The organism is Seonamhaeicola sp. MEBiC01930 (genome assembly GCF_045277075.1).
In the GTDB taxonomy this organism is placed as follows: Bacteria; Bacteroidota; Bacteroidia; order Flavobacteriales; family Flavobacteriaceae; genus Seonamhaeicola.
This window is the reverse complement of record NZ_CP104270.1, coordinates 2,701,621-2,714,949: the sequence shown is the minus strand read 5'-3', so window position 1 is coordinate 2,714,949 and position 13,329 is coordinate 2,701,621. Positions and strand designations below refer to the sequence as shown.

Sequence of the window (13,329 nt, the reverse complement as noted above, 5' to 3'; positions counted from 1 at the left end):
ACATGTATCTTTTAATTAAAAAACTTATAAAAGCACTTATTCCTAGGAGGTTTTTATTTAAGAATGAATTGTTTTTCCGTTCCATATATGGATTGCTTTATAAAGGAAAATCTCATCAATGCAATATCTGTAATAACAAGCTAAGTCGTTTCACTAAATTAGATAACGGAGACTTATTGTGCCCTTGTTGCGGAAGCTTATCAAGAAATAGAAGATTATGGCAGTTGTTAAACTCTGAAAAATCAATTAAAGGTAAAGTACTTCATTTTTCCCCATCAAGAAGCCTTTATAGAATACTAAAAAAGAAGGAGATAGAATATTATAGCACAGATTTTGAAGATGAATTTTTAGCCGATTATAAGTTCGATATTACTAAAATTGACCAACCAAAAGACAAATTTGATATAATAATTTGTTACCATGTTTTAGAGCATATAACAGATGATATAAAAGCTATGAAAGAACTTTACAGAGTCTTAAAACCCAATGGCGTAATTTTTGTTCAAACGCCTTTTAAAGAAGGTGAGATATATGAAGACTATTCTATTATCTCTGAAGAAGACAGACTTAGTCATTTTGGACAGGAAGATCATGTTAGAATATATTCAATTGATGGTTTAAAAAAGCGCTTATCAATTATAGGTTTTAAAGTTAATGTTAAGACTTTTGAAGAAATTGATGAAAACGTGTATTTTGGATTTAAATCGCCTGAAACAGTATTAATTCTTAATAAATAATGCTTTCAATTTTAATTCCAACATACAATTATAACGCGTTTCCCTTGGTATCTAAATTAGAAGAACTAGTTTTTAATACCGAATTAAAATATGAAATTATTTGTATTGATGATGGTTCAAATTCACCGCATAATACTGAAAACGAAAAAATAAATGAATTAAGACACTGCCAATTTTTTTCATTAAATAAAAATATAGGTTTAAGTAATAATCGTAATGAATTAGCAAGAGTTTCCAAATATGAAAACCTTTTATTTATTGATAGTGATTCTGTTATAATAGATACTAATTTTATAAATAAATATATTGAGTTTATTAAAAACGCTGATGTAATTTATGGGGGACGAATCCATCCAAAATCTGTGAGTTCAAACCGAAAATTACGTTGGAAATATGGGATAAAAAAGGAGGACCAAACTGTTAGCCAAAGAAACCAAAACCCCTATAAGTGCGTTCTTTTCAATAATACTTTAATAAAAAGAAACGTATTTAATAAAATAGGTTTTGAAAAGGCTATTACCCAATACGGACATGAGGACACTTTATTTTCATATAATTTATATAAAATAAAAGCCAACATTAAACATATTGACAACCCTGTTTTACATGGAGATGTTGATTTAAACGATGTTTATGTTAACAAGACTATAAAAGGTTTAAAAAACCTTAATTTTATTTATACTAAAGAATTGATTGAACCAAATTTTATAACTTTTCTTAGAATTTTTAAAAAAATTGAACGTTTTAAGTTAAACTATATTTTTGCCTTAATCAATAAACTTTGTTATTCAATTTTTAAAAGTAACTTAAAATCAAACAACCCATCGCTTTATATTTTTGAGTTATTTAGATTAAGTTATTTTTGTGCTATTAACTTAAAAAAATAATGCCTTTTTTTTCTGTAATAATCCCGCTTTACAATAAGGAATTCTTCATTAAAGACACCTTAAGTAGTGTTATAAATCAAACATTTAAAGATTTTGAGATTATTATAATTGATGATGGCAGCACAGATAAAAGTTATGATGTTGTAAATAGCTTCAATGATGACCGCATTCAAATAATCAGGCAAAAGAACAGTGGCTTATGTGCTTCTAGAAATAAGGGAATAAACCATGCTAAGGGTAAGTTTATTGCTTTTCTTGATGCCGATGATTTATGGATGGTAGATTTTTTAGAAACAATTAACTATTTAATAAAAAATCATCCTGAACAAGTTGTATTTGCAACTAATGTTAAGCTATTAAAGCATAATGGTTTTCCTGAATTAAAGGCGGTACCGTTTGAAACAGGCAACATAAAAGTTATTACTAATTTCTTTAAACTTTTAAAAAACATTATGGGTCCCAGCTCATTAGTAATAAACAAATTAGTGTTTGAAAATGTGGGTTATTTTGATGAAAATATAAATTACGGCGAAGAGGACGATTTTTACATAAGGTGTTTTAGCGTTTACAATTTAATTTATTATAAAGGATTTAAGACCTATTATAGAATTGGACTAAAAAACCAGTTAACGGCTCCTAACAGCAATTTCATCCGTAAAATTCCTAATTATGAAAAATATCTAATAAACAATGATAATAAGGATTTACAAAAATTCTTGGATTTTGTTCACTTTAGATTGGTTGTCTTATTTAAAATGGAAAGAAATAAGGATAAAGTTAAGTTTTATAAAAAGAAAATTAATGTCACTACTTTAACAGTAGTTCAAAAAATCAAGTATTATTTACCTACTTTTCTTTTCTTCTATTTGAAAAAAACTTACCTAACTTTTAAAAGATATTAAATACTTCATATAAACATCCCATGAATCATTAATTGATTTTAATGAAAATTTTTGCACACTTTTTATTGAATTTGCTCTTAATTTTTTATACAACTCTTTATTATCAATCATATTATTCATTGCTTTTGTTAATTCAACAAAATCTTGATTTTCAACTAAAAGTCCATTTACTTCGTTAATAACAATTTCATCCGGCCCCGTATCACAATTAAAAGAGACTACCGGTACTCCACAAGCCATTGACTCCAGTAAAACCCTAGGAAATCCTTCATATTCACTTGATAAAACCAAGAACTCAGATTTACTAATATATTTAAAAACATTTTCTTGAAAATTAAACAATTTAACTTTAGAGGTTAAATTATTCTTATCTACTATTTTTCTTAAACTCACTTCTTCATCTCCACTGCCGATTATAAACAGTTGAATATTATTACTTGGTAAAATGGACTTTGAATACGCTTCAATAAGTTTGTCAAATTGTTTAACTGGATCTAATCTACCTACCGCAATGACAAATTTTTCATTAATTAAAACATTCTTTTGTGCCAATTCACTCACATAATCAAAATCTATAGAATTATATATAGTTTTAACATTCCTAAAGCCATAACGCTTCTCTACTAACTCTTGCATTTTATGGGATACTACATTAATACCACAGTAATTTTTATATAAATATTTAGCCAACCATTTATTTTTAGTGAAATACAGTTCTAAATTTGAGCTTCTAACCATATTTACTACTTTAGTTTTTAAAACAACTTTATTTAGAACAAACTCTCTTAAAACAAGGTCTTTAATCCTAAAATCTAGCAGTAAATCACATTGATTTTTTATAATAACATCTTTTATTTTCCAGTATCGCCAAAGCTTATTCTTAATAGATCTGGATCCTGATTTATACTTACCTAAATTAATTAGTTTACCCGAATATGGATACACAACATCATCAAACAAGACAATTATAAAAACTTCATAACCAAGGTTAGATAAAATAGTAGAAATTAGGCCGGCAGATCGTTCGGCTCCACCTCCACTCAACCTGTCAATTAATAAACCTACTGTCTTTTTATTGTTCTTCATTTAACTTAAAACTGTCAAAATCTAAATTTTCATTTATCATTCTTTCACGTTCAATAAAATTCTCACTAAACAAGCTTCTAGATAAATCTAGATCGACACATTCTATTCCAGTAAAATGCATTAAAGTATTTGTAAAATCACTCATTATATACTTCCTTGATTCATCTATAACAAAACCTTGAGGCTTTTCGAAATCGGGACCAAAATAAACCAAAAATGGAATTTCGTACATTGGAGATGTAGGGTTATCCTGAAAATGTCCAAAAATTTCCTTTTTTCTAAAAACCTCCTCCCCATGATCGGAAAAATAAATAACTGCAGATTTTGATGTTGATGAACCTACCTTTTTTATAATTTGATATACAATACTATCATTATATAATACAGCATTATCATAGCTATCTACAATATCAACTTTTTTATTGTTATTTTTAGAAGTAAATTTTTCGAACTCAGAGGGGTACCTCTTCCGGTAATCATAATGTGTTCCTATTAAATGTAAAAAAATTACTTTTCTGCTTTTAATGGTAAGCTTTTCATCTAAAATTGGCAATAAAATTTCATCATAATATGTGTCATGCCTAAAGTCATTATAGCTTAAAAACACACTTTCATCAGCACCTGATGCCAATTTAGAAACTAAATTATCATTTAAACCTACAGGTCTTTGATTAGAAATCCAGTATGTTTTATAACCGGACACATTCAAATATTGTATCAGAGAATTAGATGTATTTCCGCTATTCTTATAAAATGCATCATAAATAGCCCCAGTTGTATTCACCTGTGAACTAATTACTTCCTTATATACAAATATAGAATCTATAAAAGAACTTAATAATGGTGTTGTATTTCTATAATACCCATATACACCCATATTATTTCTTGTGGTAGATTCACCAACAACTACTACAATGGTTTCATTATTGGTAGTTAAGTTTGCTTTTAAATTGCCAATTTCTTTGCTTGCATTTTCAATTTCTTTTAATTGATTATTATACTCAACAAAAGATTTAGCAGAAATAAAAGGGAGGTTCCATTTACCAAAATGATTAACCTTAATTATAACAATTAACATAACTATTAGAGCTATACTAAAAAAAATCTTTTTGAAACTAGTACCTCTTGGCAAGTACGTTTTTTTAAAATATTTTCGAAAAATTAAAGGTATAAAGAATAAAAACAACCAAACTAAGCTATGGCTATAATATACTGAGCTAAATTCCTTTACCTCATTGTAATTGGTATTTAACACCACATATATGTAAGCGGCATTTACCCTAATCTGGAAAAGTAGAAATAGTGCAGTTTCAATGAAAATTACAAAATAAAAAAATACAATTAAAAGACTTGCTATTTTTTTCCCAATTGAAGAAGTTACAATTTGGTTGATTACCAGAACTAATAAAAGCCCAAAAATAATATTCTCTATTAAATTTGGTATTGTAGAATAGCTTGGTTCCTGAATAAAAAACTCCAAGAAAAAAGATAATACAACTGGATAAGCAAATAGAATAAAGATTCTTACCAAAGAAATATTTAAATATTTACTCATGCTTTAACCTATTATTTCTTTTGAAGTAACTGAATACAAAAATAAATACAATTATTAGATAAACTAAATAACTTAATGCATAAGCTTTTGTTACTCCAATTAATCCATAGATTTCAATAAAATAACAACTAATCACATAATACAAAATATTTAATATTCCATTGCATATTAAATAAGCTTGAACCATACGTTTTGCATGAAATTGTTTTACTAGAGCTATTGCCAAAATGCTTATAAAATCTCCAACAAGCTGCCAAAAGAACAAACTTGATGTAGGCAAAAAATCATCACTTAATAAAAGTTTTAAAATAAAAAACCTCAAAAAATAAATTATAATAAAACTTACTACTAATAAAGGAATGCTTAAAGAGTAAAAACCTTTAAGTTCACTTTTAAAAACTCTAGAATCACTTATTTTAGAAAGTCTTGGTAGCAAATAAAAGGAGGTTAAACTTGTAAAAAACATCAAATAAAAAGTAGAAATTCTATTCATTGCCTCCCAATAACCAGCCTCATCTATACTTAATTTTTCAATTATTAAATTTCTAATTAATAAAACGGTTATAGACACTATTGCTGTAGAATAAATAGCCATTAACAGATATGCACTCATATCTTTCACAACATAAAATTTAAACAGCTTAAATTTAAACAGGTTTAATAATATATGTCGTTCACTTCCTAATACAATAATATTTACAACAAAAACTATAACAGGCCCTAATATAACAGCAATAAGTCCTCCAATCAAATTAAATTTAATTATTAAAAGTATTGAAGTCAGCATATTAACTATACTCAAAACAGAACTAACAGCAACTAATTTTTTATAATTTTCAAGCCCATTAAGAATGTAAATAATAAGTAAATTAAATGACCAAAATGGTAAACCAATAGCTACAATTTTAATTATAAAATCATAATCTGCAGTTTTAAATAAATATTGACTCCAAGTAATAGAGAAAAACCAAAGGATTAATCCTATTAAAATGGAAAACAAAGTGCTTAATTGAAATACAGTAGTAGTAATTTTAGCCTTTCGTGAAGTTTCTTCACTATTCTCAGAGACATATCTAATTATTCCGTTTTGATATCCTTCTGCAGTAAAACTAGAGGCAGTACCTAAAAAACTCTTTAGGTTACCTAATAATGCTAAACCTGATGGACCTAAATAAACAGCCACAACCTTAGAAGAAATAATACCAGACAACACCTTGACTAATACCAATAAAGCGTTGTAATATGAAGCTTTTAGTAAACGTGAAGAACCAAAAAAATTAAATTTCATTTATTTAAAACAGAAGTTCCAATATATAACTTTAAAAGTAATATTAAATTGTTTTCTCTCTTACATTACCAAAAAGTGACTTTCCAAAAATGGTTAAAATAACCATAAAGTAAATAGTATAACTAACAAAATGAGCTATTACAGCTCCTTTAACATTATCAAAATAATTTAGAAAATAAATACTACTAGCATAAAGAATTACTATTAAGAATGCCTCAGTCAAAACATAATGCCAAAACATTTTTTTTGCTATAAACTGAAATGCCAAAACCATAGACAATACTTTTATAAAATCACCCAATAGCTGCCATAAAAATAATCCTTCAACGGGTTCAAATTCATCAGTTAAAATTACAGAAACTATAATGGGCTTTAACAAATAGATTGCCAACAACCCCACTGTTAATATTGGTATTACAGTTTTATAAAAACTAAAAACTTCTTTTCTAAACTCTTCTGCACTATTTATTTCATTAAATCTAGGTAATATATAAAGGGTCATTATAGAAGTAATAAACATTAAGTAGTATTTAGATATTCTAGTCATTGCTTCCCAAAAACCAGCATCTTTATAACCTATATTTTCTATTATATAAGACCTTATCGCAATAGCTACTAATGGTAAAATAATGGTTGTAAAAAGTGCCATTGCAGAATACGAACTTAACTTTTTAAACAAACCATAACTAAACTTGTTTGCACTTATTAAAGGCACTAAACTCCTTCTATTTGTAACTCCAACTAGGGTTATTAAAAATATTAATGACTCTGCAATTGCCACAGATATCAAAGCCCCCTTGAGCCTTTCTTGATAAATTAATAACAAGGCTACTGAAACGCTTAAAATCTGCCCAATTATGTTAATTATTATTAAGATTTTATACTTAGAAAAACCATTCATTATAGAAAATGAAAACATATTTAAAGCATAAAAAGGCAATACAATAGCAAAAACTCTTATTACCAGTGTGTAGTTATTATAATTTGGAAAAATAACATTATTAATTGCTTCTGCATTGAAATAACAAAATACCGAAACTAAAATAGTGGCAATGAAACCAGAATAAAAAACAGTAGAGATAGTTTTACTTAATTCTGAAACATCATCTTTAAACCTTGATATGTATTTAACAACACCTTTATAAAATCCTAATATTGATATTGACTGGAAAGAAGAAACAAAATTCCTAAGATTACCTATTACAGCCATACCTTCGGCTCCAATAAATACAGCAATAGCCTTTGAGGTTAATAAGCCAGCAATTATTCTAGTTGATACAGAAGCCATTTGTAATGACGCTACCTTAACTAAAACATGCTTATTTATGTATTCAATTAATTTTTTCAATTGTGCACTAATCTAAATTTTAATAGCTAATTTACAATTTAGTAAACTTGTTAGGGTAGTTATTGGCAATGCCAAATATACAAAATCAATTATCGATTAAAAGGAATTAAACCACATTAATAAATAGGAAGAACTACTTATCATTTTTTTTAACTAGGTAAAACAAATTGACTGAAAATATAGCGGTATTTGCAATGATTATTGGTAAGCCTATTCTTAAAGTAGGCATTAAAAACCCATAAATCACAAATAATATACACCCTAACATATTAAGAACTCTTAACATTTTAATACGTTTCATTGTAAAAGAAAGGAGCACCATAAGTGAAGCTAAATAACCTACGTATTCAGTTAATGTAATACCAAATATTTCCATTAAATAAACAAGATAAAAAAAGAGAAACCCTAAACAAGAACCTCTCTTTTAATTAATTTTTACAAATCTATTAATTTAGATTGATTTATTTCGTTTACGATCTACTTCTTTTAATAGAACCTTTCTTAATCTTAAATGGTTGGGAGTAACCTCCACATATTCATCTTTCTGAATATACTCTAAAGCCTCCTCTAAAGAAAACTTAATTGCAGGAACAATTTTAGCTTTGTCATCAGCCCCGGAAGAACGTACGTTACTTAACTTTTTTGTTTTGGTAACATTTACTGTCATGTCATCACCTCTAGAATTTTCTCCAATAACCTGACCTTCATAAATATCTTCACCTGGATCAATAAAAAACTTACCTCTCTCCTGTAACTTATCTATAGAATAAGGAATTGCTTGACCATTTTCCATAGAAACTAAACTCCCATTTTGACGCTCTGGAATACCTCCTTTTACAGGTTGATATTCTTTAAATCTGTGTGCCATAATAGCTTCTCCAGCCGTAGCAGTTAATAACTGATTTCTCAATCCGATTATTCCTCTTGAAGGTATAATGAATTCACAAACCATTCTATCACCTTTAGCTTCCATACTAAGCATTTCGCCTTTACGCATAGTAACCATTTCAATAGCCTTACCAGAAACAACTTCTGGTAAATCAATAGTCATTTCTTCTACAGGTTCGCATTTAACACCATCTACCTCTTTTATGATTACTTGGGGCTGCCCAATTTGTAATTCATAACCTTCACGACGCATCGTTTCAATTAATACAGATAAATGAAGAACACCACGACCAAATACCATAAATTTATCGGCACTATCAGTTTCTTCAACTCTAAGGGCTAGGTTCTTTTCAAGTTCTTTAGTTAATCTTTCCTTAATATGGCGAGATGTAACATATTTACCATCTTTTCCAAAGAAAGGAGAATCATTAATAGTAAATAACATGCTCATAGTTGGCTCATCAATAGCTATGGTTTTTAAGCCCTCTGGACTTTCCCAATCTGCAACAGTATCACCAATTTCAAAACCTTCTAATCCAACTATTGCGCAAATATCTCCAGCTTGAACCTCATCTACCTTCTTTCTTCCTAAACCTTCAAATATGTGTAATTCTTTAATTTTTGACTTTACAATACTTCCGTCTCTTTTTACCAGAGAAATATTTTGCCCAACTTTTAATTCACCTCTTGTTAATCGCCCAATAGCTATTCTACCCGTAAATGATGAAAAGTCTAAAGATGTAATAAGCATTTGAGTAGTACCCTCTTCTATCTTAGGTTCAGGAATATGATCAATAACCATTTCTAATAATGGCTCAATGTTATCAGTAGGATTTTGCCAATCTTCACTCATCCAATTATTCTTTGCCGAACCATAAACCGTTGGAAAATCTAATTGCCACTCTTCTGCTCCAAGCTCAAACATTAAATCAAACACCTTTTCATGAACCTCATCTGGTGTACAATTTTCCTTATCTACTTTATTAACTACCACACAAGGTTTTAACCCTAAGTCAACAGCTTTTTGTAACACAAAACGTGTTTGAGGCATTGGTCCTTCAAAGGCATCAACTAACAACAACACACCATCTGCCATATTTAATACGCGTTCTACCTCACCTCCAAAATCGGCGTGACCTGGTGTATCAATGATATTTATTTTTGTGTCCTTGTAAGTAACAGATACATTTTTAGAGGTAATTGTAATTCCTCTTTCACGTTCTAAATCATTATTATCAAGAATTAAATCACCCGTATTTTCGTTTTCACGAAATAGTTGACAGTGATACATAATCTTATCAACCAAAGTAGTTTTACCGTGATCTACGTGGGCAATTATAGCAATATTTTTTATAGTTTTCATACCAGGCTCCTTAATTTAAGCGTGCAAAGTTACTCATAAATTATGGATATATAACACAATAATACTTTTTTGGGTATTACCTCACTTTGGTGAGGTCGTGCTTTCGGCAGTCGCTCTTTTCAAGGAGCTCCAACAAATGCCTTAATCACTAATACAACTAGCAATGATTGATTTTATTTGGTTAACTATAAGTAGTATCTTTGCCCCTTTAAATACAGAATCAAAATTTATGAACCTTCAAGATATTCCAAAGATAAAGCACACCAATTCAAACAATTTCTTCTTACTATGTGGACCATGTGCCATTGAAGGTGAAGAAATGGCGTTAAAAATTGCTGAAAAGGTGGTATCAATTACAGATAAATTAGAGATACCTTATGTTTTTAAGGGAAGTTTTAAAAAAGCTAATCGTAGTAGAATTGATAGTTTTACAGGAATTGGCAACGAAAAGGCTCTTGAAATTCTTAAAAAAGTATCAGATACATTTGAGGTACCTACCGTTACCGATATTCATGAAGTTTCTGATGCAGCTTTGGCTGCAGAATATGTTGACGTATTGCAAATACCTGCATTTTTAGTCCGTCAAACTGATTTGGTTGTTGCCGCTGCTAAAACAGGTAAAGTAGTCAATTTGAAAAAGGGACAATTTATGAGCCCTGAAGCTATGAAGCACGCTGTTCAAAAAGTGAAAGATTCGGGAAGTAACAAAGCGTGGATTACAGATAGAGGAACTATGTTTGGTTATCAAGATATGATTGTAGACTTTAGAGGTATCCCAACTATGCGTGAATATGCTCCAACTGTTTTAGACGTTACACATTCTTTACAGCAGCCAAATCAAACTGTAGGTGTAACAGGGGGAAGACCAGATATGATTGAAACGATTGCCCGAGCAGGAATTGTTAATAATGTGGATGGTTTATTTATTGAAACCCATTTTGATCCGGCTAATGCAAAAAGTGATGGCGCTAATATGTTACATTTAGATAATTTGGAGAACCTGTTAACTAACTTGGTGGCTATTAGGAAAACAGTAAATAGTTTAGCTTAGAATTAATGAGGTTTTTATTAATTGTAATTTGCTTTTTCGATTTTAGTCAGCTCTCGGCTCAAAAAAAATTTGAAGGTGAATTGGTTTATCATCACCTGATGAAAATAAATGGGAAAGTTAACCCTAATTCAAAAAAATATTTCGACACTTTAAAAATAGTCTACAAGAATAAGAGCTACATTAAAACGACTAATAAAGCTAATTATGAAAAAGAGATTTTTATTGACTCACTGAGAAAAATTTATGTTATATATCAAGACAATCTGGATAAAACTAAAAATCTTTCAATGAATGAAGACAACCTAAATTTTGGTAAGTTATACAATGGAGAGAATTCCCATTTTGGAATAATTATTAATTTTAAAATCAAAGACACCTCTTTCTTTTTTAAAAATAAACATCAATCATTTAAAAAAATTGAGCTAAAAAGACAATACGGAAATGAGGTTTATGTATACTCTAGCTCAGATACTTTAAAACTCCAAGACAATAGAAATCTCCTTAGAAATATCGGGAATCAGATTCATCCAAAAGAAGTAGCACACATAATTGACAACTCTATTTTATATTATTATAAAGTCTTTACCAAAAGCATTGAAGGAAGTATGGAGTTTAGGCTAATTAATTTTCGAAATATGGAAATTCAGGACAAAGAGTTCAATTTGCCAAATCACAAAGACGCTAGGGGCTTTAAGAAGGAAAATAAGAAAAGAGGAAGGTTTAAGTTTTATGAAGTAATAAATTAATACTATATAAACCATGCCTTTTTACTATTCCGGATACTTTCTGCAGCTTTAAGTAAAAGCGCTTCAAAATGCTCTTGGTCTAAATCTTCAATTGATTTTAGTTGAATTGAACGTACCTGCTTCCTGTTATTATCATTCTTTAAAATTGGAAACTCCTTTTCTAGTAACACCCCTTGAACAAAAGCTACATCAACATAATTCTTCCCTTTCAAAATATTTAAATATAACATTGGCTTTTTACCAATATTATAAAAAGGGATTTTATAACTGTACCGTTCTACCGCATCAGGTATAGTTTTCAATACAACATCTCTAACATAAAGCATGATAGATTGATAAGGTTCCTTCTGATTAAAAAAATATTGGTCTACTGGTTTCAAATGTTAGAACTATTAAGATTTAATCAAACTTAACAAAATTTTATGATGTGATTTTGAAAAATATTCATTTACTTTGTATTTCAAAGTACTTTCACATGGAATCAAAAGATTATTTAAAAGACATAAGTGAGATTAAAGATTTAATGAATAAATCTTCTCGCTTTATTTCACTAAGTGGATTATCTGGAATACTAGCAGGTCTTTATGCATTAATAGGTGCTGCCATATCCTATTGGTTAGTTTCTACCTATAGTAAAGGCGTACTAATATTGGATGGCCACATATATAGACTCTGTATGTTAACCTTATGTTTGGTTGCTCTATTAAGCGTAGCAACAGGAATATGCTTAACGACTAGAAAGGCAAAAAAACACGGCACTAAAATATGGGATGCCACTTCAAAACGTTTAGTTCTTAATTTTTTAATTCCTTTAGTGGTTGGTGGATTATACATTTTAATAATTTTAAGTCAAGGGAAATACGGGCAATCTGGTGGATTAATGCTTATTTTTTACGGCTTAGCATTAGTTAATGCATCGAAATATAGCATTGGAGACATTAGGTATTTAGGCTATATTCAAATTATACTTGGCTTAATTGGAGCTTGGAAACCTGGTTTCGGATTTTGGTTATGGGTAATTGGTTTTGGTTTCATGCATATTATTTATGGCACTTGGATGCACTTTAAATATGATAGAAAATAGTTCTGAGTTTTCAGCGACAGTTTTCAGTAACTTTGAACTTAAAGAATTATAAGAAAGTGAGTATAATAACCAACATAAATAAATTATTTGATCATAGAATAAGACTTGGTATTATGTCTGTTCTAATGGTAAATGAATATGCAGATTTTAATATGTTAAAGGAACTTTTAGGTGCTACCGATGGTAATTTAGCAAGCCATACCAAGGCCCTTGAAAAAGCTGAATATATTAAAGTTCAAAAGCAATTTATAGGTAGGAAACCAAATACCCGCTACTCTACCACAAAACTTGGTAGGGCTGCCTTTAAAAAACATGTTGAAGCATTAGAGTCAATAATTAATAAACAGAAATAAATTTTTTTATCATTTTACTTTGTATTTCAAAGTACTTTAAA

Annotated in this window: 13 protein-coding genes; 7 read left to right on the top strand and 6 right to left on the bottom strand. The window is 29.0% G+C overall.

Annotated features, from left to right (window positions below; all coding sequences use genetic code 11):
• Positions 1–2 precede the first annotated feature (2 nt).
• From N1F78_RS11720 to N1F78_RS11710, 3 genes are read left to right on the top strand one after another with little or no spacing between them, the layout of a single operon-like run.
• Positions 3–737: a methyltransferase domain-containing protein gene (locus tag N1F78_RS11720; protein ID WP_406683351.1), complete on the top strand. Its 735-nt coding sequence runs from the start codon at positions 3–5 to the stop codon at positions 735–737.
• Complete coding sequence (locus N1F78_RS11715; protein ID WP_406683350.1) at positions 737–1,624, top strand: glycosyltransferase family 2 protein; 888 nt, start codon at positions 737–739, stop codon at positions 1,622–1,624. The genes N1F78_RS11720 and N1F78_RS11715 overlap by 1 nt, the downstream gene beginning before the upstream one ends.
• Positions 1,624–2,526, top strand: coding sequence for a glycosyltransferase family 2 protein (locus N1F78_RS11710; protein WP_406683349.1), 903 nt, complete (start codon positions 1,624–1,626; stop codon positions 2,524–2,526). The genes N1F78_RS11715 and N1F78_RS11710 overlap by 1 nt, the downstream gene beginning before the upstream one ends.
• Here N1F78_RS11710 and N1F78_RS11705 read toward each other — a convergent pair.
• From N1F78_RS11705 to typA, 5 genes are all read right to left on the bottom strand, one after another.
• Positions 2,506–3,612: a glycosyltransferase gene (locus tag N1F78_RS11705; protein WP_406683348.1), complete on the bottom strand. Its 1,107-nt coding sequence runs from the start codon at positions 3,610–3,612 to the stop codon at positions 2,506–2,508. The two genes, N1F78_RS11710 and N1F78_RS11705, sit on opposite strands and share 21 nt — an antisense overlap.
• Entirely contained in the window at positions 3,599–5,167 is a 1,569-nt protein-coding gene (locus N1F78_RS11700; protein ID WP_406683347.1) for a phosphoethanolamine transferase, read from the bottom strand. Before N1F78_RS11700 ends, N1F78_RS11705 begins: the two co-directional genes overlap by 14 nt.
• Complete coding sequence (locus N1F78_RS11695; protein WP_406683346.1) at positions 5,160–6,455, bottom strand: O-antigen translocase; 1,296 nt, start codon at positions 6,453–6,455, stop codon at positions 5,160–5,162. Before N1F78_RS11695 ends, N1F78_RS11700 begins: the two co-directional genes overlap by 8 nt.
• 43 nt (positions 6,456–6,498) lie before the next feature.
• Positions 6,499–7,803 carry an O-antigen translocase gene (locus N1F78_RS11690; protein ID WP_406683345.1) on the bottom strand — a complete coding sequence of 435 codons (1,305 nt, stop codon included), beginning with the start codon at positions 7,801–7,803 and terminating at the stop codon, positions 6,499–6,501.
• A gap of 451 nt (positions 7,804–8,254) precedes the next feature.
• Complete coding sequence (gene typA / locus N1F78_RS11685) at positions 8,255–10,054, bottom strand: translational GTPase TypA (RefSeq protein ID WP_406683344.1); 1,800 nt, start codon at positions 10,052–10,054, stop codon at positions 8,255–8,257.
• 229 nt (positions 10,055–10,283) lie between these two features.
• On the opposite strand from typA, the gene kdsA reads away from it, so the two are divergent.
• Positions 10,284–11,105 (top strand): 3-deoxy-8-phosphooctulonate synthase, encoded by an 822-nt coding sequence (gene kdsA, locus N1F78_RS11680; protein ID WP_406685688.1) that lies wholly within the window; start codon positions 10,284–10,286, stop codon positions 11,103–11,105.
• Positions 11,106–11,110: 5 nt separating this feature from the next.
• Positions 11,111–11,851: a hypothetical protein gene (locus N1F78_RS11675; protein ID WP_406683343.1), complete on the top strand. Its 741-nt coding sequence runs from the start codon at positions 11,111–11,113 to the stop codon at positions 11,849–11,851.
• 2 nt (positions 11,852–11,853) lie between these two features.
• On the opposite strand, the gene N1F78_RS11670 is transcribed toward N1F78_RS11675, so the two are convergent.
• Complete coding sequence (locus N1F78_RS11670) at positions 11,854–12,231, bottom strand: DUF1801 domain-containing protein (protein WP_406683342.1); 378 nt, start codon at positions 12,229–12,231, stop codon at positions 11,854–11,856.
• Positions 12,232–12,326: 95 nt separating this feature from the next.
• Between N1F78_RS11670 and N1F78_RS11665 the strand changes: the two genes are divergently transcribed.
• Both N1F78_RS11665 and N1F78_RS11660 read left to right on the top strand, forming a co-directional pair.
• Positions 12,327–12,935, top strand: coding sequence for a hypothetical protein (locus N1F78_RS11665; protein ID WP_406683341.1), 609 nt, complete (start codon positions 12,327–12,329; stop codon positions 12,933–12,935).
• A gap of 56 nt (positions 12,936–12,991) precedes the next feature.
• On the top strand, positions 12,992–13,288 hold the full coding sequence (locus N1F78_RS11660) for a winged helix-turn-helix domain-containing protein (protein WP_406683340.1): 297 nt from the start codon (positions 12,992–12,994) through the stop codon (positions 13,286–13,288).
• Positions 13,289–13,329: the final 41 nt, after the last annotated feature.